Annotated in this window: 17 protein-coding genes; 5 read left to right on the forward strand and 12 right to left on the reverse strand. The window is 62.7% G+C overall.

Features of this window, described 5'->3' with window-relative positions; all coding sequences use genetic code 11:
* The first annotated feature begins 20 nt into the window (after window positions 1–20).
* The 4 genes from ACYU03_RS24290 to trxC all read left to right on the forward strand — a co-directional run bounded on the left by ACYU03_RS24290 (window position 21) and on the right by trxC (window position 7,192).
* Window positions 21–1,766 (forward strand): potassium/proton antiporter, encoded by a 1,746-nt coding sequence (locus tag ACYU03_RS24290; protein ID WP_461887145.1) that lies wholly within the window; start codon window positions 21–23, stop codon window positions 1,764–1,766.
* Between the two features lie 39 nt (window positions 1,767–1,805).
* Entirely contained in the window at window positions 1,806–5,159 is a 3,354-nt protein-coding gene (gene mscK, locus ACYU03_RS24295) for a mechanosensitive channel MscK (protein ID WP_461887146.1), read from the forward strand.
* A 58-nt stretch (window positions 5,160–5,217) separates the two neighbouring features.
* Complete coding sequence (gene selO, locus ACYU03_RS24300) at window positions 5,218–6,678, forward strand: protein adenylyltransferase SelO (protein WP_461887147.1); 1,461 nt, start codon at window positions 5,218–5,220, stop codon at window positions 6,676–6,678.
* Between the two features lie 79 nt (window positions 6,679–6,757).
* A complete protein-coding gene (trxC, locus tag ACYU03_RS24305) occupies window positions 6,758–7,192 on the forward strand; it encodes a thioredoxin TrxC (RefSeq protein WP_461887149.1) in 435 nt (144 codons plus the stop codon).
* Here trxC and ACYU03_RS24310 read toward each other — a convergent pair.
* Window positions 7,189–7,962, reverse strand: coding sequence for a ParA family protein (locus ACYU03_RS24310; RefSeq protein ID WP_461887150.1), 774 nt, complete (start codon window positions 7,960–7,962; stop codon window positions 7,189–7,191). The two genes, trxC and ACYU03_RS24310, sit on opposite strands and share 4 nt — an antisense overlap.
* 53 nt (window positions 7,963–8,015) lie before the next feature.
* Window positions 8,016–8,921, reverse strand: a complete 906-nt coding sequence (locus tag ACYU03_RS24315) for a LysR family transcriptional regulator (protein WP_461887151.1) — start codon at window positions 8,919–8,921, stop codon at window positions 8,016–8,018.
* Window positions 8,922–9,098: 177 nt separating this feature from the next.
* On the opposite strand from ACYU03_RS24315, the gene ACYU03_RS24320 reads away from it, so the two are divergent.
* A complete protein-coding gene (locus ACYU03_RS24320; RefSeq protein WP_461891543.1) occupies window positions 9,099–10,292 on the forward strand; it encodes an MFS transporter in 1,194 nt (397 codons plus the stop codon).
* Window positions 10,293–10,440: 148 nt separating this feature from the next.
* Here the strand turns inward: ACYU03_RS24320 and hemE are convergent, their stop codons facing one another.
* From hemE to pilM, 10 genes are all read right to left on the reverse strand, one after another.
* Window positions 10,441–11,505 (reverse strand): uroporphyrinogen decarboxylase, encoded by a 1,065-nt coding sequence (gene hemE / locus ACYU03_RS24325; protein ID WP_461887152.1) that lies wholly within the window; start codon window positions 11,503–11,505, stop codon window positions 10,441–10,443.
* A gap of 149 nt (window positions 11,506–11,654) precedes the next feature.
* Window positions 11,655–13,073, reverse strand: a complete 1,419-nt coding sequence (locus tag ACYU03_RS24330) for an FAD-dependent oxidoreductase (protein WP_461887153.1) — start codon at window positions 13,071–13,073, stop codon at window positions 11,655–11,657.
* A gap of 123 nt (window positions 13,074–13,196) precedes the next feature.
* On the reverse strand, window positions 13,197–17,642 hold the full coding sequence (gltB, locus tag ACYU03_RS24335; RefSeq protein WP_461887154.1) for a glutamate synthase large subunit: 4,446 nt from the start codon (window positions 17,640–17,642) through the stop codon (window positions 13,197–13,199).
* Window positions 17,643–18,011: 369 nt separating this feature from the next.
* Window positions 18,012–19,577 (reverse strand): AAA family ATPase, encoded by a 1,566-nt coding sequence (locus ACYU03_RS24340; RefSeq protein ID WP_461887155.1) that lies wholly within the window; start codon window positions 19,575–19,577, stop codon window positions 18,012–18,014.
* 15 nt (window positions 19,578–19,592) lie between these two features.
* A complete protein-coding gene (gene aroB, locus ACYU03_RS24345; protein WP_461887156.1) occupies window positions 19,593–20,690 on the reverse strand; it encodes a 3-dehydroquinate synthase in 1,098 nt (365 codons plus the stop codon).
* 99 nt (window positions 20,691–20,789) lie between these two features.
* Entirely contained in the window at window positions 20,790–21,308 is a 519-nt protein-coding gene (aroK, locus tag ACYU03_RS24350; RefSeq protein WP_461887157.1) for a shikimate kinase AroK, read from the reverse strand.
* A gap of 4 nt (window positions 21,309–21,312) precedes the next feature.
* Window positions 21,313–22,563, reverse strand: a complete 1,251-nt coding sequence (locus ACYU03_RS24355; protein ID WP_461891544.1) for a type IV pilus secretin PilQ — start codon at window positions 22,561–22,563, stop codon at window positions 21,313–21,315.
* Entirely contained in the window at window positions 22,514–23,542 is a 1,029-nt protein-coding gene (locus ACYU03_RS24360; protein ID WP_461887158.1) for a pilus assembly protein PilP, read from the reverse strand. The genes ACYU03_RS24355 and ACYU03_RS24360 overlap by 50 nt, the downstream gene beginning before the upstream one ends.
* The gene (locus ACYU03_RS24365; RefSeq protein WP_461887159.1) at window positions 23,539–24,075 is read right to left on the reverse strand and encodes a PilN domain-containing protein; all 537 of its coding nucleotides are present in this window, start codon (window positions 24,073–24,075) and stop codon (window positions 23,539–23,541) included. Before ACYU03_RS24365 ends, ACYU03_RS24360 begins: the two co-directional genes overlap by 4 nt.
* Entirely contained in the window at window positions 24,075–24,995 is a 921-nt protein-coding gene (pilM, locus tag ACYU03_RS24370) for a type IV pilus biogenesis protein PilM (protein ID WP_461887160.1), read from the reverse strand. The genes ACYU03_RS24365 and pilM overlap by 1 nt, the downstream gene beginning before the upstream one ends.
* Window positions 24,996–25,065 lie beyond the last annotated feature (70 nt).

The following is a 25,065-nucleotide window of genomic DNA, read 5'->3' on the forward strand; positions in this document are numbered from 1 at the left end:
GATGTACCGGAGTACTGCCTTTGGATGCGAGCACCATCAATAGCCTGTTCCTGATCGGCGCATTGCTGGTGGGCGCAAGCATCCTGGTCAGCTCGCTGTCTTCCCGCCTGGGTATCCCGATCCTGGTGATCATCCTCGCCGTGGGCATGGTCGCTGGCGTCGATGGCGGCGGCATCATCTTCAACAACTACCCGACCGCCTACCTGGTGGGCAATCTGGCACTGGCCGTGATCCTGCTCGACGGTGGTCTGCGCACGCGGGTGGCGAGCTTCCGCGTGGCCCTGTGGCCGGCATTGTCGCTGGCTACGGTCGGCGTGATGATCACCACCGGTCTGACCGGCATGGTCGCCGCCTGGCTGTTCGACCTGAGCCTGGTCCAAGGCCTGCTGATCGGCGCTATCGTCGGCTCCACCGACGCAGCGGCGGTGTTCTCGCTGCTCGGTGGCAAGGGCCTGAACGAACGGGTCACTGCGACCCTGGAAATCGAGTCGGGCAGCAACGACCCGATGGCGGTGTTCCTCACTGTCACTCTGATCGACATGATCGCCAGCGGACAAACCGGCCTGCACTGGAGCCTGTTGGGCCATCTGATCCGTGAATTCGGCATCGGTGGCCTGCTCGGCCTCGGCGGCGGCTGGCTGATGCTGCAACTGGTCAACCGCATCAACCTGGCCGGCGGCCTCTACCCGATCCTGGTGATCGCGGGCGGCCTGGTGGTGTTCTCCCTGACCAACGCAATGCATGGCAGTGGCTTCCTCGCCGTCTACCTGTGCGGCCTGGTGTTGGGCAACCGGCCTATCCGCAGCCGTCACGGCATCCTGCATATGCTCGACGGTATGGCCTGGCTGGCTCAGATCGGCATGTTCCTGGTGCTGGGCCTGCTGGTCACGCCCCACGACCTGCTGCCGATCGCCCTGCCAGCCCTAGGCCTGGCGCTGTGGATGATCCTCTTCGCCCGCCCCCTGTCGGTGATCGCCGCCTTGCTGCCGTTCAAGGCGTTCCATGACCGAGAAAAGGCCTTCATCTCCTGGGTCGGGCTGCGCGGTGCCGTCCCCATCATTCTTGCGGTGTTCCCGCTGATGGCCGGCCTACCGGACGCCCAGCTGTTCTTCAACCTGGCCTTCTTCATCGTCCTGGTGTCCTTGCTGGTGCAAGGCACCAGCCTGCCGTGGATGGCCAAGCTGCTGAAGGTCACGGTGCCACCAGACCCTGCCCCCATCTCCCGTTCCGCCCTTGAGGTGCACATCACCAGCGAGTGGGAACTGTTCGTCTATCGCCTGGGGGCGGAAAAGTGGTGCATCGGCGCCGCTCTGCGGGAGCTGAAAATGCCCGAAGGCACCCGCATTGCTGCCCTGTTCCGGGGTCAGCAACTGCTCCATCCGTCGGGAAGTACCGTACTCGAAGCTGACGATCTGCTCTGCGTGATCGGCCACGAACACAACCTGCCAGCCCTCGGCAAGCTGTTCAGCCAGCCGCCACAACGGGGCCTCGACCTGCGCTTCTTCGGTGACTTCGTGCTCGAAGGAGACGCTGAATTGGGCGCCGTAGCCGCCTTGTACGGTCTCAAGCTAGCACCTGGCCAGGACGCGAAGATGCCCCTTGCCCAGTTCATCCAGCAGAAGGTCGGCGGCGCGCCGATCGTCGGCGACCAGATCGAATGGAACAATACGCTGTGGACTGTTGCCGTCATGGAGGGGAACAAGATCCTCAAAGTGGGCGTCAAATTCCCGGAAGGTACTCGACCCGCCCCTGGGCTGTTCCTTTAAACTTCGATTTTCGCCCCAGTTCGTAAGAATTTTCTGCCTATGTCCCTGCGCGCCTCACTATGCGCAGCCCTCCTTGGGCTGTGCCTGTCTCTCTCGTTCGTATCAAATGCGGCCGAAGCCCTTACCAGCGCCAGTATCCAGCAAAGCCTCGACAAGATCGCCGAGCGCAAACTTCCCGAAGCCGAGCAGAAGGCCCTGCAACAGGTACTCGAGCAGACCCTGGCCCTGCTCTCCAGCAAGGACGACAGCGAGAAGAAGCTCGCCGCACTCAAGCAACAGCTCGCCGACGCTCCCCGCCTGACCACTGAGAGCCAGCAAGAACTTGCCAAACTCAAGGACAGCAAGAGCATCCCCGTGGCGCAGCGCTATGCCAACCTCAACGTGCCGCAGCTGGAGCAAATGCTCAGCGAGCGCAGCACCCAGCAAGGTGAGCTGCAAAAAGCCCTGTCCGAGGCCAACAGCCTGATCATCAACTCGCAGACTCGCCCCGAACGGGCCCAAGCCGAGATCAGCAAGAACCAGACCCGCATTCAACAGATCAACAACAGCCTCAAGCAGGGCAAGGACAACGGCAAGACCCTGTCCGCCGACCAACGCAACCAGCTCAATGCCGAACTGGCCTCGCTCAATGCCCTGACCCTGCTGCGCCGCCAGGAGCTGGCCGGCAACAGCCTGCTGCAGGACTTGGGCAACGCCCAGCATGACCTGCTGATCGAACGCGCCACCCGTCTGGAGCAAGAGATCCAGGACCTGCAGACGCTGATCAACGACAAGCGCCTGGCCCAGTCCCAGCAGACCGTCACCGAACAATCCATCGAGGCGCAGAAGGCAGGCGGCAGCACCCTGCTGGCCAACGAGAGCACCACCAACCTGAAGCTCTCCGACTACCTGCTCAAAAGCACCGACCGCCTCAACGAGCTGACCCAGCAAAACCTCAGGACCAAGCAGCAGCTCGACAGTCTGACCCAGGCCGACCAGGCCCTGGATGAACAGATCAACGTGCTCAGGGGCAGTCTGCTGCTGTCGAAGATCCTCTACAAACAGAAACAAGCCCTGCCGCACCTGAAAGTCGACCGCAACCTAGCTGACCAGATCGCCGACATCCGTCTGTACCAGTTCGAGGTCAACCAACAACGTGAGCAGATCAACAACCCGAGCAACTACGTCGACAAACTGCTGGCCAACCAGCCCGAGGAACATGCCACGCCGCAACTGCGCAAAGCCCTGCTGGAGGTGGCGATCACTCGCAGCGACCTGCTCGAACGCCTGAACCGCGAACTCAGCGCCCTGCTCAACGAGTCCATCACCTTGCAGCTGAACCAGAAACAGCTGCTGAGCACTGCCGAAAACCTGCGCACCACCCTGGAAGAGCAGATGTTCTGGATCCCCAGCAACAAGCCGCTGGACTGGGAGTGGCTGGCCAACGTACCGCAGCGCCTGGCCAGCCAGGTGGCCAATCTGCCCTGGCAGTCGGGTGTCAAGGAACTGGCCGACGGCCTGCTCCAGCGACCGCTGCTGTTCCTCCCACTGTTTCTGCTGATCGGTGCCCTGTGGTGGCGGCGCAAGTACCTGTACCAACGCCTGAACAACGTCCATCAGGACATCGGCCACTTCAAGCGTGACAGCCAGTGGCACACCCCCCAGGCCATCCTCATCAACATCCTCCTGGCCGTGCCCTTGAGCCTGGTCCTGGCCCTGTGCGGCTATGCGTTGCAGATCGACGCCCGCGGACAGAACGCCAACCTCGGCGCGGCGCTGTGGCAGATCGCCCAGGCCTGGCTGGTGTTCTACACCGCCTACCGCATCCTCTCCCCAGGCGGCGTGGCCGAACTGCACTTCCGCTGGCACAAGCCCCAGGTCGAGTTCCTGCGTGGCTGGGTCCGCCGTCTCGGTACCGTGGTATTGGCCCTGGTCGGCGTGGTGGCGGTCGCCGAGCATCAACCATCAGCCCTGGCCAGTGACGTGCTCGGCATCGGCGTGGTGCTGACCTGCTTCGCCCTGATGGCCTGGTTGCTCAGCCGCCTGCTGTTGAGCAGCCCGGCGCACCGCCACACTTCGCTATTCCGCAAGGCCGTCGGGGTCGCTTTCACCGCCTTGCCGATCGCTCTGTTCGTAGCAGTCTGCTTCGGCTACTACTACACGGCCCTCAAGCTCACCGACCGCCTGATCGATACCCTCTATCTGCTGCTGTTCTGGCTGGTGATCGAGGCCGCTTTCGTCCGCGGCCTGGCCGTGGCGGCGCGGCGCCTGGCCTATCAGCGCGCCCTGAGCAAGCGCCAAGCGGTCAAGGACGGCCTGGATGGCGAGGTGGTCAGCGAAGAGCCGACCCTGGACATCGAGCAGGTCAACCAGCAGTCCCTGCGCCTGATCCGCCTAGCCCTACTCGGCGGTTTCATCGGCGGGCTGTACTGGGTCTGGTCGGACCTGATCAGCGTGTTCTCCTACCTCAACAACATCACCCTGTACGAGTACACCAGCGGCACTGGCGCGACCATGAGCATGGTGCCGATCAGCCTCGGCGACCTGATCGGCGCCCTACTGATCGTCGGCATCACCTTCGCCTTGGCCGGCAACCTGCCGGGGCTGTTGGAGGTACTGGTGCTATCGCGCCTGAACCTGGCTCAGGGCAGCGCCTACGCGACCACTACGCTGCTGTCCTATGCCATCGCCGGCATCGGCTTCGTCACTACCCTGTCGACCCTCGGCGTCAGCTGGGACAAGCTGCAATGGCTGGTGGCCGCCCTCTCGGTGGGCCTGGGCTTCGGCATGCAGGAGATCTTCGCCAACTTCATCTCCGGCATCATGATCCTGTTCGAGCGACCGGTGCGGATCGGCGACACCATCACCATCGGCAACCTGTCCGGCACCGTGAGCAAGATCCGTATCCGCGCCACCACCATCACCGACTTCGACCGCAAGGACATCATCGTCCCCAACAAGACCTTCATCACCGGCCAGTTGATCAACTGGTCGCTGACCGACACGGTCACCCGGGTGACACTGAAGCTGGGCATCGACTATGGCTCCGATCTGGACCTGGTCCGTTCCCTGCTGCTCAAGGCGGCCCACGAGAATCCACGGGTGCTGAAAGACCCGGAACCGATCGTCTATTTCCTCAACTTCGGCGAAAGCTCCCTGGACCATGAACTGCGCATGCATGTGCGCGACCTGGGCGACCGCAATCCGGTACTCGACGAGATCAACCGCTACATCGACAAGGCATTCAAGGAGCACGACATCAAGATCTCGGTGCGCCAGATGGAGGTCTTCCTGATGGACGCCCAAGGCCATAGACAGCAATTGATCCCGATGGAAAACAGCGACAAGGCCACCTCGCCGCCCCTCAGCGCACAAGCCAGGCCAGACGACTCCCCGCCTGCCAGGCCAGCCTGACTGGACGGCAACAGCCATGTCCCCGCAGAATGCTCAGGTATTCCCAAGGAGATGGCCGTTGAAAGCCCTCGACGAACTGACCTTCGACAACCGCTTCGCCCGCCTGGGCGACGCGTTCTCCACCCAGGTGCTGCCCGAGCCCATTGCCGAGCCGCGCCTGGTGGTGGCCAGCGAAGCCGCCATGGCCCTGCTCGACCTTGAACCGACCGAAGCCCAATCACCTGTGTTCGCCGAACTGTTCAGCGGCCACAAGCTCTGGGAAGAGGCCGACCCGCGCGCCATGGTCTACTCCGGGCACCAGTTCGGCTCCTACAATCCGCGCCTGGGCGATGGCCGCGGCCTGCTGCTCGGCGAAGTGCTCAACGACGCGGGCGAGCACTGGGACCTGCACCTCAAGGGTGCCGGCCAGACCCCTTACTCACGCATGGGCGATGGCCGTGCCGTGCTGCGTTCGTCGATCCGCGAGTTTCTCGCCTCGGAAGCCCTGCACGCCTTGGGCATCCCCAGCAGCCGGGCACTGTGCGTGATCGGCTCCAGCACCCCGGTGTGGCGCGAAACTCGCGAGAGCGCCGCCATGCTCCTGCGCCTGGCCAGGAGCCACGTACGCTTCGGCCATTTCGAGTACTTCTACTACACCCGCCAGCCCGAACAGCAGCGAGTCCTCATCGATCACGTGCTGGAGCTGCATTACCCCGAATGCCGCGATGCCGACGAACCCTACCTGGCGATGTTCCGCACCATCGTCGAGCGCAATGCCGAACTGATTGCCCGCTGGCAAGCCTATGGTTTCTGTCATGGAGTGATGAATACCGACAACATGTCGATCCTCGGCATCACCTTCGACTTCGGCCCCTTCGCCTTCCTCGATGACTTCGACGCCCATTTCATCTGCAACCACTCCGATGACAGTGGCCGCTACAGCTACAGCAACCAGGTACCTATCGCCCACTGGAACCTCAGCGCCCTGGCCCAGGCGCTCACCCCTTTCATCAGCGTGGAAGCGTTGCAGGAAGCGTTGGGGCTGTTCCTGCCGCTGTATGAAGCCCAATACCTCGATCTGATGCGCCGCAGGCTGGGCTTCACCACAGCTGAAGAAGACGACAAGGCACTGATCGAACGCCTGCTGCAGCTGATGCAGCCCGGCGCCGTGGACTACAGCCTGTTCTTCCGCAAGCTGGGCGAACAGCCGGCAGCCGAAGCCCTGCAGGTAGTGCGTGATGACTTCATCGACCTGGCTGGTTTCGACCGTTGGAGCCTCGACTATCTGGCCCGTTGCGAACGCGAGCCAGGCAATGCCGAAGGACGGCGCGCGCGCATGCACGCGGTCAACCCGCTGTACATCCTGCGCAACTACCTGGCACAGAAGGCCATCGAGGCCGCCGAAGCGGGGGATTACACAGAGGTGCGGCGACTGCACCAGGTGCTGAGCAACCCCTTCGAGGAACGAGCGGGCATGCAGGCTTATGCCGAGCGACCGCCGGAGTGGGGCAAGCACCTAGAGATCAGTTGTTCCTCCTGACGCGTTAGCTGCAGGCGCGGGCTTGCCCGCTCCTGACAAGTACCTTGCCAGCTATCAATACGTAGATTCGAGAGTTGCCATGACCGACCCACTGCTGATCCCCTGCCCTCACTGCAATGGCCTAAACCGCCTACCCGCCGGGCGCCTGGGCGACAACCCGAAATGCGGCCGCTGCAAGCAAGATGTGCTGCTGGGCAAACCCTTCGACCTCAAGGAAGGCGACTACGCCAGCCAGATCAAAGGCAACCTGCCGCTTCTGCTGGACGTCTGGGCCGACTGGTGCGGCCCCTGCAAATCCTTCGCGCCGATCTTCGAGCAAGCGGCCCGTCAACTGAACGGCCGCTGCCGCCTGGCCAAACTGGATAGCGAGGCCAACCGACACCTGGCCGGGCAACTGGGTATCCGTTCGATCCCCAGCCTGATCCTGTTCAAGGATGGCCGGGAAGTGGCGCGCCAGAGCGGTGCCTTTCCACTCCAGCAGTTGCTGGAGTGGCTGCGCAGTCAGGGTGTCTAGGCGTTCTCTTCGAGTAGGGAGTGCAGTTCCACAAATTGCTGGGTCAGCTTGTGCCGTGGCTCCAGGTGAATCAACGGCAGGCTGGCATGGTGGGATTCGCGCATCTTCACCGAGCTGCCCAGGTACACCGGCAGCACAGGCAGGCCTTCAGCCAAGAGTTCTTCGAGCATCAGCTGGGGCAGGCTGGCCCGTGACTGGAACTGGTTGACGACAATGCCTTCGACCAACAGGTCTTCGTTGTGATCGTCCTTGAGTTCCTCGATCTCGGCTAGCAGGCTGTACAGGGCCTGACGCGAAAAGCTGTCGCAGTCAAAGGGAATCAACACACGATCCGCCGCGATCAACGCCGAAACCGCATAGAAGTTCAAGGCCGGCGGGGTGTCGATATAGATGCGGTCGTAGTCCTCGTCCAGCTCGTCCAGCAGTTTGCGCAGTTTGTTGATCTTGTGCTTGGCCTCCAGCTTCGGCTGCAGGTCGGCCAATTCGGCGGTAGCCGTCACCACGTGCAGGTTGTCGAAGGGCGTTTCGTAGATATCGACCCTGTTCTTCTTGGCAAAGGGCCCGCTGGAAAGGGACTGCTTGAAGAAGTCGGCAATACCCATGGGGATATCATCACCGGTCAGGCCTGTCAGGTACTGGGTCGAGTTAGCCTGGGCATCCAGATCGACCAGCAGAGTCCGGTAGCCCTCATTGGCACTGACCGCCGCCAGGTTGCAGGCAATGCTCGACTTGCCCACGCCACCTTTCTGATTGAACACCACGCGCCGCATGGAAAGACCTCCGTGTATCAGGGAATGACCGAGTATGTGGTTAGCGCGGTCGTTTAGCCAGCACCATCCAGCCCTTCTTGCCCGGCCAGGAGCGCAGCGAAGGCATTGGCCATTGCCGAGCTCGAGGCCTGCCGCCGCACCAGCCATACGGCGGTCATGGCACCGGCATCGAGCAAGGTGCGATAGACCACGCCGTCGATGCGCATGCGCTGGAACGATGCCGGCAGCACCGACACCCCAAGGCCCGCCGACACCAGGCCGATGATCGTCATCGCCTCACCCGCCTCCTGGGCGAAGTGCGGGTTGAACCCAGCCTGGCGCGCCAGGCTTAGCAACTGAGCGTGCAGGCCGCTGCCATAGCTGCGCGGGAAGAATACGAACGGCTCGCTGGCCAGGGACGCCAGGTGCAAGCCCCGCCCGCTGTCCTCGGCCAGCGGATGCGAGGCATTGATCACGGCCACCAGCGGCTCGCGGAACAACTCCGTAGCCACCAGCCCGTCCGGCAGCGGCATGGGCCGCATCAAGCCAACCTCGATAGACTCGTCGAACACCGCCTCGGCGACATCGCGGCTGCTCATTTCCTTCAGGTTCAGGTGAACGGCCGGGAAACGCTGGCGAAAGGCATGGATCGCCTTGGGAATGCTCGAGTTGAATGGCGCCGATGAGGTGAAACCAATCTTCATTTCACCCAACTCACCCAACTGCGCCCGACGCGCTACATCTGCGGCCTTTTCCACCTGGGCCAGGACTTGCCGCGCCTCTTCGAGGAACAAGCGCCCGGCCTCGCTGAGCTCGACCCGACGGTTGGTTCGCTCGAACAGGCGCGCGCCCAACTCCTGCTCAAGGGCTTGGATCTGCTGGCTCAAGGGTGGCTGGGAAATACCCAACTGCTGCGCGGCGCGGCCAAAGTGCAACTCCTCGGCCACGGCGATGAAGTAGCGCAGATGACGCAGTTCCATGAGTGACTCCAATCGGGTCGCAAAACCTATCAAACAGGTCGAACAATATATTGGATCTTATCATTAGCCAGCTATATGCTTTTTCCATTGCATCACCGGCCACCGTGCCAAGGTATTTCCGTGAAAGCTGCTGCAGCCCATCTCCCTGCCGAACCAGAGCCTGCTACGAGCCCTGTCCTGAACGACATCTGGATCGAAAAAGGCACGCCTGCCTTCCTCAAGACCGTGCTGGCACTGTTCAGTGGCGGTTTCGCCACCTTCGCCCTGCTCTACTGCGTGCAACCGATGATGCCGCTGCTGTCGCAGGAGTTCGCCATCAATGCCGCGCAGAGCAGCCTGGTGCTGTCAGTCTCCACTGCCCTGCTGGCGTTCGGTTTGTTGGTGACCGGGCCGATCTCCGATCGCATCGGGCGCAAGCCGGTGATGGTCTTCGCCTTGGTCTGCGCCGCCCTGAGCACTCTGGCCAGCGCAGTGATGCCGACCTGGGAAGCCGTGCTGGCCACCCGTGCATTGGTCGGACTGTCGTTGAGCGGCCTGGCCGCCGTGGCCATGACCTACCTGAGCGAAGAGATCCACCCGCAGCACATAGGCCTGGCCATGGGCCTGTACATCGGCGGCAATGCCATCGGCGGCATGAGCGGACGCCTGATCACCGGGGTACTGATTGATTTCGTCAGTTGGCACACCGCAATGTTGGTCATCGGTGGCCTTGCGCTGGTAGCAGCACTGGTGTTCTGGAAGGTGCTACCCGAGTCGCGCAACTTCCGCCCCCAGCCGATGAACCCACGCAGCCTCCTGGACGGCTTCGTCATGCATTTCCGCGATGCCGGCCTGCCCTGGCTATTCCTCGAAGCCTTCCTGCTGATGGGGGCCTTCGTCACCCTGTTCAACTACATCGGCTACCGCCTGCTGGCCGAGCCTTATCATATGAACCAGGCCCTGGTCGGCCTGCTATCGGTGGTCTACCTGTCTGGCATCTACAGCTCCGCCCAAGTCGGCGCCCTGGCCGACAGACTGGGCCGGCGCAAGGTGTTCTGGGCCAGTATCCTGGTCATGGCCGGCGGTATGCTGATGACCCTCGCCAGTCCGCTGCTGCTGGTGATCCTCGGCATGCTGGTGTTCACCTTCGGCTTCTTCGGCGCCCATTCGGTGGCCAGCAGTTGGATCGGACGCCGCGCCCTCAAGGCCAAGGGGCAGGCTTCGTCGCTGTACCTGTTCTGCTATTACGCAGGGTCAAGTGTCGCCGGTACGGCGGGCGGGGTGTTCTGGCATCACGCTGGCTGGAACGGCATCGGCCTGTTCATCGGCAGCCTGCTGGCGGTGGCCCTGCTGGTCGCGCTGCACTTGAGCCGGTTGCCGGCCAAGGCCTGACATACACATCGCGCAAGAGCGTCACCTTTCCTGCACTGACCGATACCGGTAGGAGCCAGCGTCAACTGACGCTGGCTCCTACCGGTATCGCGTCGATCTATACGACGGGCCGCGTGACCTCAACTGAGCGACATGCGGGCAACAAGGCTTATGCGTGATACTGCGCCGACAGTTCATGCACGGCATTGATGAACGCCCCTGCATGCTCCGGATCAACTTCCGGGGTGATGCCATGGCCCAGGTTGAATACATGGCCGCTGCCTTTGCCATAGCTCGCGAGGATGCGCCCCACCTCCTTGCGGATGGCCTCAGGCTTGGCGTAGAGCACGGTCGGGTCCATGTTGCCCTGCAGCGCAACCTTGTCACCCACGCGGCGACGGGCATCACCGATGTCACAGGTCCAGTCCAGGCCCAGCGCGTCTGCGCCCGCCTCGGCGATGCTTTCCAGCCACAGGCCACCATTCTTGGTGAAGAGGATCACCGGCACCTTGCGCCCTTCATGTTCGCGGATCAGGCCACTGACGATCTTGCGCATATAGGCCAGAGAGAACTCCTGGTAAGCCGCGGCCGACAGGTTGCCACCCCAGGTGTCGAAGATCTGCACCGCTTGCGCGCCGGCCTGGATCTGTCCGTTGAGGTAGCTGATGACCGATTGCGCCAGCTTGTCCAGCAACAGGTGCAGCGCCTCGGGGTTGTCGTAGAGCATGGCCTTGGTTTTGCGGAAATCCTTGGAAGAACCGCCCTCGACCATGTAAGTGGCCAAGGTCCACGGGCTGCCGGAGAAGCCAATCAACGGCACACGGCCATTGAGTTCGCGACGGATGGTGCTGACCGCATCCATCACGTAGCCCAGGTCCTTCTGCGGATCAGGGATCGGCAGGGCTTCGATGTCGGCCAGGGTACTGATGACCTTCTTGAAACGCGGGCCTTCACCAGTCTCGAAGTACAGGCCCTGGCCCATGGCGTCGGGGATGGTGAGAATGTCCGAAAACAGGATCGCGGCGTCCAGCGGGTAGCGCTCCAGTGGCTGGAGGGTGACTTCGCAGGCGAACTGCGGGTTCATGCACAGGCTCATGAAATCACCGGCCTTGGCGCGGCTGGCGCGGTATTCCGGCAGATAGCGGCCGGCCTGGCGCATCATCCAGACAGGAGTGACGTCTACGGGTTGCTTGAGCAGTGCACGCAGGAAACGATCGTTCTTCAGGGCAGTCATGTCGGCATCCAGCAAAAAAGTGCGGGCATTTTCTCAGACGCACAAAGAAAAGGCACGGCTGTTTGCCGTGCCTTCTGTCTATCAGCGTGTCCTGGATCAATAGTTCTTGTATACAAGACAGCATTTGCGAGGGCTTTGCCCTCGCTCGATCAGACGCCCAGGTAGTCGAGGATCCCCTCAGCAGCGTTACGTCCTTCGAAGATCGCCGTCACCACCAGGTCCGACCCGCGCACCATGTCGCCACCGGCGAAGATCTTCGGATTGCTGGTCTGATGCTTGAACGCGCTCTTCTCCGGGGCCACCACACGGCCTTGGCTATCGGTCTGGATGCCGAACTGCTCGAACCACGGCGCTGGGCTAGGACGGAAGCCGAAGGCGATGACCACGGCATCGGCCGACAGGATCTCCTCGGAACCCGGGATCGGCTCGGGGCTGCGGCGTCCGCGGGCGTCCGGCTCGCCCAGGCGGGTTTCGACCACCTTAACGCCTTCGACCTTGTCTTCACCGACAATGGCGATCGGCTGGCGGTTGTAGAGGAACTTCACGCCCTCTTCCTTGGCGTTCTTCACTTCCTTGCGCGAGCCCGGCATGTTCGCCTCGTCGCGGCGATAGGCGCAGGTCACGCTCTTCGCGCCCTGGCGAATGGAGGTGCGGTTGCAGTCCATCGCGGTGTCACCACCGCCCAGCACCACGACCTTCTTGCCTTGCATGTCGATGAAGTCTTCCGGCGACTTCTCGAAGCCCAGGTTGCGGTTGACGTTGGCCACCAGGAAGTCCAGCGCGTCGTGCACGCCCGGTAGGTCCTCACCTGGGAAGCCACCCTTCATGTAGGTGTAGGTGCCCATCCCCATGAACACCGCATCGAACTCGGCGAGCAGTTGCTCCATGGTGATGTCCTTGCCCACCTCAGTGTTCAGGCGGAATTCGATGCCCATGCCGCTGAAGACTTCCCGGCGATTGCTCAGCACGGTCTTCTCCAGCTTGAACTCGGGAATGCCGAAGGTCAGCAGGCCACCGATTTCCGGGTTGCGGTCGAAGACCACCGGAGTCACGCCAGCACGCACCAGCACGTCGGCGCAGCCCAGGCCGGCCGGGCCGGCACCGATCACCGCGACACGCTTGCCGGTCGGTTTGACCTTGGACATGTCCGGGCGCCAGCCCATGGCGAAGGCGGTGTCGGTGATGTACTTCTCCACCGAACCGATGGTCACCGCACCGAAACCGTCATTGAGGGTGCAGGCACCTTCGCACAGGCGGTCCTGCGGACAGACGCGGCCGCAGACTTCCGGCAGGGTGTTGGTCTGGTGCGACAACTCCGCCGCAGCCAGGATGTTGCCTTCCGATACCAGCTTCAGCCAGTTGGGGATGAAGTTGTGCACCGGGCACTTCCATTCGCAGTACGGATTGCCGCAGCCCAGGCAGCGGTGCGCCTGCTCGACGGACTGTTGCGGTTTGAAGGGTTCGTAGATCTCGACGAACTCCTTCTTGCGTTGGCGCAGCAGTTTCTTTTTCGGGTCTTTGCGCCCGACCTCGATGAACTGGAAGTCATTACTCAGACGTTCAGCCATTTCTCAAACCTCTTAACCGCAGTTGCAAGCATCACGCTGCAAGCTGCAAGACGATCACTTAAGCCCGGCAAACCTCACGCTGCTTTTACCTGCAGCGAGAGACTTGCCACTTGCAGCTGTTACTTACTGCGGGTTGGCACGGGTGCTGGACAGCAGCTGTTTCAGATTGGCCGCCTTCGGCTTGACCAGCCAGAAGCGCCGCACATAGTCGTCCAGGTTCTCCGAGAGTTCACGCCCCCACTCGCTGCTGGTCTCATCCACGTATTCGGCAAGGACACGCGCCAGGTGGCTGCGATACGCCTCCATCGCTTCACCACTGATGCGCTGGATTTCCACCAATTCGTGGTTGAGCTTGTCGACGAAGCTGTTGTCCATGTCGAGCACGTAGGCGAAGCCGCCAGTCATGCCAGAACCGAAGTTGTAACCGGTCTTGCCCAAGACGCAGACAAAGCCGCCGGTCATGTATTCACAGCAGTGATCGCCAGTACCCTCGACGACGGCATGGGCACCGGAGTTGCGCACTGCGAAACGCTCACCCGCGGTGCCAGCGGCGAACAGCTTGCCGCCTGTGGCGCCATACAGGCAGGTGTTGCCGACAATGGCGCTGTGCTGGGTTTCGAACGGGCTGCCGGCAGGTGGCACGATGGTCAGCTTGCCGCCCGTCATACCTTTGCCGACGTAGTCGTTGGCGTCACCTTCCAGGTGCAGGTTCAGGCCACCGGCGTTCCACACACCGAAGCTCTGGCCCGCGGTACCCTTGAAGCGGAAGGTGATCGGCGCGGCAGCCATGCCTTGGTTGCCATGCAGACGGGCGATCTCGCCGGAGATCCGTGCGCCGATGGAACGGTCGCAGTTGCAGATATCCAGGTTGAACTCGCCACCGGAAAGATCGCGGATGGCCGGCAGGGCCATGTCCACCATCTTCTCGGCCAGCTCGCCCTTGTCGAACGGCGGGTTGCGGTCGACCTGGCAGAACTGCGGCTTGTCAGCCGGCACATGCGAGCTGCCCAGCAGCGGGCTGAGGTCGAGGTACTGTTGCTTCTCGGTCTCGCCCGGCAGCATTTCCAGCAGGTCGGTGCGACCGATCAACTCGCCCAGGCTACGCACGCCCAACTTGGCCAGCCACTCGCGGGTTTCCTCGGCAACGAAGGTGAAGAAGTTCACCACCATGTCGACGGTGCCGATGTAGTGATCTTTGCGCAGCTTGTCGTTCTGGGTAGCTACGCCGGTGGCGCAGTTGTTCAGGTGGCAGATACGCAGGTATTTGCAGCCGAGGGCGATCATCGGCGCGGTGCCGAAGCCGAAACTTTCGGCACCGAGGATGGCTGCCTTGATCACGTCCAGGCCGGTTTTCAGGCCGCCGTCGGTCTGCACCCGTACCTTGCCGCGAAGGTCATTGCCACGCAGGGTCTGGTGGGTCTCGGCCAGGCCCAGTTCCCATGGTGCGCCAGCGTATTTGATCGAAGTCAGCGGCGAGGCGCCGGTGCCACCGTCGTAGCCGGAGATGGTGATCAAGTCGGCATAGGCCTTGGCCACACCGGCGGCGATGGTGCCGACACCGGCCTCTGCCACCAGCTTCACCGACACCAACGCCTGCGGATTGACCTGCTTGAGGTCGTAGATCAGCTGCGCCAGGTCTTCGATCGAGTAGATGTCATGGTGCGGCGGCGGCGAGATCAGGGTCACGCCAGGCACTGCGTAGCGCAGGCGGGCGATCAGACCGTTGACCTTGCCACCGGGCAGTTGCCCGCCTTCACCTGGCTTGGCGCCTTGGGCGACCTTGATCTGCAGCACTTCGGCGTTGACCAGGTATTCCGGCGTGACGCCGAAACGGCCGGTGGCCACCTGCTTGATCTTCGAGCTCTTGATGGTGCCGTAGCGAGCCGGGTCTTCACCGCCTTCGCCGGAGTTGGAGCGCGCGCCCAAGCGGTTCATGGCTTCAGCCAGGGCCTCGTGGGCCTCTGGCGACAACGCGCCGAGGGAGATGCCGGCGGAGTCGAAACGCTTGAGGATTTCCTCCAGTGGCTCAACCTCGTCCACGGCCAGCGGCTTGTCGGCGACCTTCACCTTGAGCAGATCACGGATCATCGACACCGGACGCTGGTCGACCAGTGCGGTGTACTCCTTGAACTTGGCGTAGTCGCCCTTTTGCACGGCAGCTTGCAGGGTGTTGACCACATCCGGGTTATAGGCGTGGTACTCGCCGCCGTGGACGAACTTCAGCAGGCCGCCCTGCTGGATTGGCTTGCGCGGGCTCCAGGCTTCGGCGGCGAGCAGCTTCTGCTCGTTCTCGATATCGACGAAGCGCGCGCCCTTGATGCGGCTGGCGACGCCACGGAAGCTGAGGTCGACCACTTCGTCGGACAGGCCCACGGCTTCGAACAACTGGGCGCCACGGTAGGAAGCGATGGTCGAGATGCCCATCTTCGAGAGGATTTTCAGCAGGCCTTTGGAGATGCCCTTGCGGTAGTACTTGAAGACCTCGTCCAGGTCGCCCAGCACTTCGCCGGTGCGGATCAGATCGGCCAACACTTCATAGGAGAGGTACGGGTAGACCGCCGAGGCACCGAAGCCGAGCAGCACAGCAAAGTGATGCGGGTCACGGGCAGTGGCGGTTTCAACCAGGATGTTGCTGTCGCAGCGCAGTCCCTTTTCGGTCAGGCGGTGGTGCACCGCGCCGACGGCCAGCGAAGCGTGCACCGGCAGCTTGCCCGGGGCGATGTAGCGGTCGCTCAGCACCAGTTGGGTCTTGCCTCCGCGCACCGCTTCTTCGGCCTGGTCGGCGATATTGCGGATGGCCGCTTCCAGACCGAGGCTTTCCTCGTAGTTGAGGTCGATCAACTGGCGCTCGAAACCTTCGCGTTCGAGGTTCATCAGCGAACGCCACTTGGCCGGGGAGATCACCGGGGAGCTGAGGATTACCCGAGTAGCGTGCTCGGGGGACTCCTGGAAGATGTTGCGCTCGGCGCCCAGGCAGATTTCCAGGGACATGACGATCGCTTCGCGCAGCGGGTCGATCGGCGGGTTGGTCACCTGGGCGAACTGCTGGCGGAAGTAGTCGTAAGGAGAACGGACGCGCTGGGAAAGGATCGCCATCGGCGTATCGTCGCCCATCGAACCCACAGCCTCCTGGCCCTGTTCACCCAGAGGGCGCAGTACCTGGTCGCGCTCTTCGAAGGTGACCTGGAACATCTTCATGTATTGCTTGAGCTGGTCAGCGTCGTAGCTGGCCACGCCCTGGTCGTCGGCCAGGGTCGCCTGGATGCGCAGCGCATTCTGGCGCAACCAGCGCTTGTACGGATGGCGCGACTTGAGACGGTTGTCGATGGCGTCGGTATCGAGGATCTGGCCAGTCTCGGTGTCCACGGCGAAAATCTGGCCCGGGCCGACACGGCCCTTGGCAATCACATCTTCCGGCTTGTAGTCCCAGACGCCAATTTCCGAAGCCAGGGTGATGTAGCCATTGGTGGTGGTGACCCAGCGCGCCGGACGCAGGCCGTTGCGGTCGAGCAGGCACACCGCGTGGCGGCCTTCGGTCATGACCACGCCAGCAGGGCCGTCCCACGGCTCCATGTGCATGGAGTTGTATTCGTAGAAGGCGCGCAGGTCCGCGTCCATGGTCTCGACGTTCTGCCAGGCTGGCGGAATGATCATGCGCACGCCGCGGAACAGGTCGATGCCACCGGTGACCATCAGCTCGAGCATGTTGTCCATGCTCGATGAGTCGGAGCCGACGCGGTTGACCAATGGGCCCAGTTCTTCCAGGTCGGGAATCAACTCGTTGGAGAACTTGGTGCGGCGGGCCAAGGCCCAGTTGCGGTTGCCGGTGATGGTGTTGATCTCGCCGTTGTGGGCGAGGAAGCGGAACGGCTGTGCCAGCGGCCATTTCGGCAGGGTGTTGGTGGAGAAGCGCTGGTGGAACACGCAGATCGCGGTCTGCAGGCGCTCGTCCCCGAGGTCCGGATAGAAGGCGGCGAGGTCCGCCGGCATCATCAGGCCTTTGTAGATGATGGTCTTGTGCGAGAAGCTGCAGATGTAGTGGTCGCTGTCTTCGGCGTTGGCCACCGAGGAACGGCGGCGGGCACTGAACAGCTTGATGGCGAACTCCTGGTCGCTCAGGCCTTCACCACCGATGAACACTTGCTCGATCTGCGGGAGACGCTCCAGGGCCAGACGGCCGAGCACGCTAGTGTCGATCGGGACCTTGCGCCAACCCACCAACTGCAGGCCAGCCGCGAGAATCTCGCGATCCATGTTGGCTCGGGCAGCTTCGGCCTTCACCGGATCCTGGTTGAAAAACACCATGCCGACGGCGTACTGCTTGGGCAGGTCGATGGCGAAGTGCTCCTGGGCCTTGGCGCGCAGGAACTGATCGGGCTTTTGCATCAGCAGGCCGCAACCGTCGCCGGTCTTGCCGTCGGCGTTGATCCCACCGCGGTGGGTCATGCACGTCAGGGCCTGGATGGCAGTTTGCAGAAGGTGGTGGCTCGGCTCGCCCGTCATGTGGGCGATCAGGCCGAAACCACAGTTATCCTTGAATTCTTCGGGATGGTACAGACCTGTTTTCATAGACACTTTCTCACCAGGTTCGCCTCTCAACCAAGGCAAATCTCTTTTTAGTACAACCACTTACCATCCACGCCGAACGAACGCCAGCTTTGCGGTGGGCAATGGGAAACCATTGTTGCACAGCGACAGGGAAGCCCACAAATTTTCAAGACGGATCATTGAAAATTTATGTCGCGATTTTGAATGTTTTAAGCCTGTCGCCGTGATAGCGGCATGGCTAAAGTCTGAAGCGTTTCAGCCTGGACTGCAACAAGGGCTTGTGGCCGACAGTCTGGGACAGTAAAGCCTGCCGCGTAGTACGCAGCAGGCTCGACGGGAGTCAGGAATCGCTCAGCAACAGGGCGGCGGGGGTGGTGCCGCCCGGAAGGATCAGCGGGCCGCAGCCTGCTCTTGTTGGACGCTGGCAACGGTACGGGGCCAAGGTTTACCAGCCTGGACCTTGGCTGGCAAGGTTTTGATTGCAGCCAATGCTGCATCGCGGCTGGCGAAGTTGCCGTAGGTGACCACATACAGCGGCTTGCCCTGCAAGGTTTTCTTGAAGTAGCGATAGTCGCCACCCTGCGCCTTGACGTAGGCTTGGGCCGATGCCTCGGAGCTGGTGCCAAGGATCTGCACCACATAATTACCCGGCTTCTGCCCGGCGTACCAACCAGCACCGGCAGGCGCTTTCTCTGCTGGCTTGGCTGCGGGTTTAGCGCTAGCCACCTGGGTCGGCGCAGGCTTGGCAGCAGGTGCAACCGGCTTGGCTGGCTGGGTTGCAACCGGATTCTGAGCAGGCGCAACCGGCTGACTAGGCGCAGGACCGGCAGGCACGCCTTCCGGCGGTGCGGTGGTGGTCACGGTCGGCGGCTGCAGGGAGGTGGAGCCAGCAGGTCCACCTTCCTCACCTTCCCCCATGCCAGCCGCCTGGGCCAGCGGTTCGCGCATCACCGGCTGCGACTGGCCAACCAGTGGCAACGGCATCGGCTGCGTGGAGCCGGAGAACTCGATGGCGGGACCACCGTTATTGGACTGGGCATTACCCGGCTGGCCCTGTGGCAACTGGGCCTGCTCGGCAGGTACATCGGTGGGCGCCTTGTCACCTTTCTTGGGCATCAGCACCGCCGCGGCGACAGCGACCACAACGACGGCGGAAAGCGCCAGCACGTGTTTCTTAGGCATATTGAACCCCATGGTTGGTCGCTTCGCCGCACTGCGGCTGGCGATCATGGTCTCGATCAAGGTATCGCGGGCTACCTGGTTGATTGCCCCAGGCCAGCCATCGGAGTTTTGATGAATATCGACGATCTGTTCACGGGTGAACACCTCGATGCCCCGACCGGCGCCTTCCAGGCGCTGTTCAAGGTACTCGCGGGTCTCTTCTTCGCTGTAAGGGGCAAGCTCGATGACATGGAAACGCTCCTGGTCCGCATTGAGCTCCTCCAGCCCAGCGATCAGGGACGGTTCGCCGAACAGGAACACGTGCGGGCGCCCTTCCGGTGCGCCCGCCGCCAGCTCCAGCAAGGCTTGGAGTGCCGACTCGTCGAGTTGTTCCGCATCATCCACCAGCAAGTAGACTTCCTGGCCGGTCAGAGCCAGCTGGACCACCTGAGCGAGGATCTCCGGCACTTCCGGACGGGCTACGTTCAAGGACTGGGCAACCTGGCCCAGCACACTGGCGGCATCTCCAGCACCACGAGCGGAAACCACCACGCTCTGCACCGACTGCTTGTTGGTGCTGGCCACCAGGGCCTGGCGCAACAAGGTCTTGCCACTGCCCAGGGGGCCGGTGACAACTAGCAGCAGTTGGCTGTAGCGGGCCAGGTGGTGCAATTGCCCCAACACTGGCTTGCGCTGGGCCGGGAAAAACTTGAAGCCAGGCACCCGGGCCGCGAACGGATCGTGGTTCAACTGGTAGTGGCCGAGAAAGGCCTCATCGGCATGCAAACTAGTCATCGCGCTGTCACAACCTCAAAGCTGAGCCACAATCGCACGGTAATCCGCCGTCAGCGTGGCCTGAAGAATCTCTTTCGGATAGTCGTCGGTAATCACGGCCTCGCCCAACTGGCGCAACAGCACCAGGCGCAGGCGACCGTCGAGCACCTTCTTGTCGACCGCCATATGCTCCATGAAATGCGCCGGGGTCATTTCCTGTGGAGGCACCACCGGCAAACCTGCGTCCTGCAGCAGGCGAATTCCGCGATCACGCGCCTGCTGATCGATCCAGCCCAGGCGCATGGACATTTCCAGGGCCATCACGGTGCCCGCCGCCACGGCTTCGCCGTGCAGCCAGACGCCGTAGCCCATGTGGGTCTCGATAGCATGCCCGAAAGTGTGACCCAGGTTCAGCGTGGCACGCACCCCGGACTCCCGCTCGTCAGCACCGACCACCGCCGCCTTGGCCGCGCAGGAACGACGGATGGCCTCGGTCAGGGCGACCGAATCGAGACGGCGAAGCGCCACCATATTGTCTTCGAGCCAACCAAGGAACGGCTTGTCGCAGATCAGGCCGTACTTGATGACCTCAGCCAACCCTGCCGACAACTCGCGTGCTGGCAAGGTCGCCAGGCTGACCGTATCGATCAGCACTGCATTGGGCTGATAGAAGGCACCGACCATGTTCTTGCCCAGCGGGTGGTTGATACCAGTCTTGCCACCGACCGAGGAATCGACCTGGGACAACAGTGTGGTGGGCACCTGGATGAAGTCGACACCACGCTGGTAGCAGGCGGCGGCAAAACCGGCCATATCGCCGATCACACCGCCCCCCAGGGCGACGACCGTGGTCCGCCGGTCATGCCGCGCCGTCAGCAGCGCGTCGAAGATCAACTGCAGGGTTTCCCAATTCTTGTGGGCTTCGCCGTCAGGCAGCACGACCGGCAGCACCGAGTAGGCGCCAAGGGTACGGCTCAAGCGCTCGAGATACAGGGGGGCAACGGTCTCGTTGGAGACAATGGCGACCTGCCGCCCGGCAATATGCGGCGCCAGCAGCTCCGGCTGGTCCAGCAGGCCTTCGCCAATGTAGATCGGGTAACTACGTTCACCCAGGTCGACCTTTAGTGTCTGCATGTATCCCCACAATGAACTAAGGCGCGGTGTCGGCGCAGCGACCCACGCGGTAACGTTGAAGCCCGCCTCGGCATAACAGGCGCCGAGAATAGTCCCGGCTTATCGGGGCGGCAACTTCTGCAAGCGGTCCAGAATATCGATCACCACCATCCGCGGCGGCCGTTCGTCGGTTTCCACCACCAGATCGGCAATCTCGCGGTACAGAGGATCGCGCATCTCCAGCAACCCGCGCAGGGTCGCTTCCGGATTGGCGGTACGCAGCAATGGCCGATTGCGGTCACGGGCGGTGCGCCCGACCTGCTGCTCCACCGAAGCATGCAGGTAAATCACCCGCCCACCACAGCGCAGCGCCTGACGGTTGGCCTCGCGCATCACGGCGCCGCCACCGGTCGCCAGGACCACGCCATCGAGGGCGCACAGCTCGGCAATCATCGCCTGTTCGCGATCACGGAAGCCCGGCTCACCTTCCTTGTCGAAGATCCACGGGATATTGGCGCCGGTTCGCAGTTCGATTTCCTTGTCGGAATCCTTGAACAGCAGGCGCAGCTCTTTGGCCAACAGGCGCCCAATGGTGCTTTTTCCAGCGCCCATCGGCCCCACAAGTATCAAATTTCGCACAGAATCAACGACTCACAGCAATCGCCTGGTCACCCATGATACGCGGAGTCAGGAAGACCAGCAGCTCGGATTTTTTCTCTTGTAATGCATCGCGTCGAAACAGCCGCCCAACATACGGCAGATCGCCTAAAAATGGCACCTTGTCAACCACATTACTTTGCACCGTCGAATACACGCCACCAATCACAATCGTCTCGCCATCACCGACCCTGACCTTGGCATTGACCTCGTTCTTCCGGATCGGAGGCACGTTGTCCATGGCATTGACGTAATCCGGCTCGTCCTTGGTCACCCTGACCGCCATGATGACCCGGTTGTCAGGCGTTATCTGGGGCGTCACCTCGAGCGACAAGGAGGCCTCCCGGAACGACACCGAAGTGGCGCCGCTACCACTGGTTTCCTGGTAAGGCACTTCGGTGCCCTTGAGGATCCTGGCGGTTTCCTGGTCGGCGGTGACCACCTTGGGCTGGGAGATGATCTCGCCATTGCCGCTCTTTTCCATGGCACTGAGCTCAAGGTCCAGGAGAAGGTCGCTGCGCAACAGGCCCACGCCGATAGACGAAGTCGCCCGCTCCGCGCCCAGGTCGACGAACAAGCCACTGCCAAGGTCCGCGACATCAGCCCGCTGTGGACCACCCCAACGCACGCCCAGGCTTTTCTCGTAATCGACATTGGCCTCGACAATACGTGCCTCGATCATCACCTGGCGCGCCGGAACGTCCAGGCGCGACACCAGTTGCCTCAGCTCAGCAAGGCGGTCTGCAGGCTGGGTGACCACCAAGGTGTTGGTGCGGACATCGACACTCAGGTTGCCACGCCCAGTGAGAATACCGTCGTCTGCAAAGGTCGCCAGGAGCAGTTCAGCGAGGTCGCTGGCCTTGGCATGATGAATCGGCAACAGTTCGCGCCGCAGGGGCTGCAATGGCACATCCAGCGTCTGATCGAGCCGGGCCTCACGGGCCTCCCGAGCTTGTTCAGCCAACTCCGCAACGGGAGCCACCAGCAGCACACTGCCTTTTTCCCGCCGCCCCAACCCCTTGCTGAGGAGCACCAGGTCCAGCGCCTGGTCCCAGGGCACATCCTGCAGGCGCAAGGTGATGTTCCCCTGCACCGAATCGCTGGCCACCAAGTTGACGCCAGCGAACTCGGCCAGTACCTGCAGCACCGAGCGCACCTCGACATCCTGAAAGTTCAGCGACACGGGCTCACCCTGAAAGGGTGGCGTCGCCGACATCGCCTGGGCCGACAGGATCATCGCCAGCACCAGCCCCCATAACCGTCTCATTCTCATCCCTGACTTCTCCGCCTGTCCTCTTCCTGAGGACAAGATTTCTCGAGCGCTCCATCCACCCCTGGCCACTGACATACAGCCGTTCGACCACCTCGACTTGCCGCTCGCCGATCTTCACCACCCGGCCCTCGTCACGCCCTAGCCGATCGCCCACCTGCACCCGGTGCAAGCGCCCCGCCGAAAGCAATAAGGCCTGATGCTCGCCTTGCCGAGCCAAGCTGCCGACCATATCGATCTGCTCCAGCGGTACTCCGCCCAACCCATTCGCCTCCACCTGTCCGGCCCAATGCCGGAACGGGTCGACTTCCGGTACCTGCGGCGCCGGTCTGGACGGCTCGAACGCCAGGGACACCGGCACGGGCAGCCCGTCCTGGCCACTGCGATAGGTGTTGATACGTAACTGCATGCGCAACAGGCCTGACGGCTGGCCATCCACAACATCCATCTTCAACTGTTGCACGCGGAGCAGGCGCAACTGCCCCAGCCACTCGTCCAGCCAAAGCCGCAACGCCGGGTACCGCCCCACCACCTGCAACTCCAATGGCGTCGTCCGATAACCCTTACCGGCAACCTCTTCCTGGACATCCACCTGCTCGATCAGCACTCCCTGTTCACGTCCAAGGCTCGACATCTGTTCCAGCAGATCGGCCATGTCGCCTCCGGCCGCCAAGCGCCACTGGAGATCCTCGAGGTGCCGCTCGGCGAGGCCCACTGCATCGACTGCAGAGGCCAGTTGCCCGGCCTGTACCGTCTTAGCCTCATGCTCACCTTGCAAGTGCCGGCTGTGAGCAAGCCCATCCAGGTAGTCCAACCGCAACCCATGAATACGTGCGGCATAACCCATCCCCAGCACGGCCAGCATGACGAGGAGCATGAGCATCCCGCGGACCATCCACGGCCACTCAGCCATGCTCTGCCAGTCAGGCAATCCGTGCCGGCTCATGACCAAGGCGCCCTCATCTGCGCCGAGAGCGTGAAGCCATCGCCCTGGGGGCCGCTCTTGATTTGTTGCAGGTCAACATCACGCAGCAGCAGCGACGACTGGAGGTGGCGCACAAACTGGGCAACCAGAGAGCCGGAAGTAGCAAGGCCGGTCAGTCGTAGCTGGTCACCCTGCAAGTCCATCGCGGTGAGGTACAGCCCCGGAGGCGATGCCGCCTCAATCTGTGCAAAGAGCTCAGAGGCCTGCCCTTGCCCTTCTCGCAACTGCACGAGCGCTGCCTGCTGCGTACGCAGTGCTGCAAGCGCATCCCCCATCGCCGCAAGCTGCTCGATCCGGCTGTCCAGGCGGGACAGGTCCTCCTGCCTGGCCATGTTGGCCAGCGCCTGCTGCTGCAAGCGCTGGCGACTGAGGTGGTCGAGCACCATCACTCCGCACAATGCCAGCACCATGACCCCAATCACCGAAGCCTGGAACCGCCGGACAGCCGCCTGGCGCCGCCGCTCCCGCCAGGGCAGTAGGTTCAGGCGCAACATCAGCGCAGCCCGCCCATGGCCAAACCACAGGCGAGGGCCATGGACGGCGCCACGCGCCACAGCGCATCAGCGTCCCCCAGTGACTCCAGGTCCATTCCCGCCAACGGTTCCAATAACTGCGCCGTGGTCCCCAGGCGCACCTCCAGCGCTCTTGTCAGCTCCGCATCTCCAGCACCGGCACCGGTAACCAGCAGTACGTCGACCGGTGCACCTTGCATGCTGTAGCTCAGCCACCGCTCGATGCTATCCATCCGCCCTGCCGGATCTGAGACCACCAGACGCAGCTCCTGGCGCTGCGGCAATGGCCCGCCCGACCAGGCATGCAAGACCGCCCGGTCGACTTCGAGTTGCAGTAACGCCTGGGAATCCTGGCCGCGCCGAGGCATGACCCGCTGGAACGCATGACTGTCGATATCCACCAACTCGGCCTGCAACCCCGCGGCTTCTAGTATTTGCTCCAGCGGGTCCAACTGGCTTTGGCGACAGGCGGCCACGACCACCTCGACGCTGTCGGGCTGGTCCGCGCATGGGCCAAGCACCTGGAAGTCCAGCGCGGTATCCTCCAGGGGAAACGGGATGAACTGATCGGCCTCGACCAGCAATTGCGCCTCCATGTCCGCCTCCCCCATCTCGGCCGACAGGCGGCGCACCCTGCTGATCACCTGAGAGCCCGGCATGGCCACGGCGACCCGCCGCTGGCGACTGCCACATCGCTGGCAGGCCCGGCGCAAGGCCGCAATCACGGGCTCCGGCTCACGGATCCAGCCGTCATGGATGACATGCCCGACAAGCGGTTCCAACGCCCACGCGACAACGCTGCAACGCCCGCGTCGACGTCGCAATTGCAGGATTCGAATGGAATCCGGGGCAATTTCCACCCCGAGGAATGAACTGGCATCCCTGCCAAAGCGTCCAAGCATCGTTTTTCCCTTTTGATAGCTGCAAATCTGGCGCTGATCGGTGATGACAGCGGACGCTGCCACGGCCTGC

It is taken from the genome of Pseudomonas sp. X10 (assembly GCF_054889225.1).

Excerpts from the sequence above, each read along its gene's own strand:
- mscK (WP_461887146.1), top strand. The coding sequence starts at position 1,806 with ATGTCCCTGCGCGCCTCACTATGCGCAGCCCTCCTTGGGCTGTGCCTG.
- trxC (WP_461887149.1), top strand. The coding sequence starts at position 6,758 with ATGACCGACCCACTGCTGATCCCCTGCCCTCACTGCAATGGCCTAAAC.
- ACYU03_RS24310 (WP_461887150.1), bottom strand. The coding sequence starts at position 7,962 with ATGCGGCGCGTGGTGTTCAATCAGAAAGGTGGCGTGGGCAAGTCGAGC.
- ACYU03_RS24315 (WP_461887151.1), bottom strand. The coding sequence starts at position 8,921 with ATGGAACTGCGTCATCTGCGCTACTTCATCGCCGTGGCCGAGGAGTTG.
- hemE (WP_461887152.1), bottom strand. The coding sequence starts at position 11,505 with ATGACTGCCCTGAAGAACGATCGTTTCCTGCGTGCACTGCTCAAGCAA.
- ACYU03_RS24330 (WP_461887153.1), bottom strand. The coding sequence starts at position 13,073 with ATGGCTGAACGTCTGAGTAATGACTTCCAGTTCATCGAGGTCGGGCGC.
- gltB (WP_461887154.1), bottom strand. The coding sequence starts at position 17,642 with ATGAAAACAGGTCTGTACCATCCCGAAGAATTCAAGGATAACTGTGGT.
- ACYU03_RS24340 (WP_461887155.1), bottom strand. The coding sequence starts at position 19,577 with ATGACTAGTTTGCATGCCGATGAGGCCTTTCTCGGCCACTACCAGTTG.
- aroB (WP_461887156.1), bottom strand. The coding sequence starts at position 20,690 with ATGCAGACACTAAAGGTCGACCTGGGTGAACGTAGTTACCCGATCTAC.
- ACYU03_RS24355 (WP_461891544.1), bottom strand. The coding sequence starts at position 22,563 with ATGATCCTGTCGGCCCAGGCGATGTCGGCGACGCCACCCTTTCAGGGT.
- ACYU03_RS24360 (WP_461887158.1), bottom strand. The coding sequence starts at position 23,542 with ATGAGCCGGCACGGATTGCCTGACTGGCAGAGCATGGCTGAGTGGCCG.
- ACYU03_RS24365 (WP_461887159.1), bottom strand. The coding sequence starts at position 24,075 with ATGTTGCGCCTGAACCTACTGCCCTGGCGGGAGCGGCGGCGCCAGGCG.
- pilM (WP_461887160.1), bottom strand. The coding sequence starts at position 24,995 with ATGCTTGGACGCTTTGGCAGGGATGCCAGTTCATTCCTCGGGGTGGAA.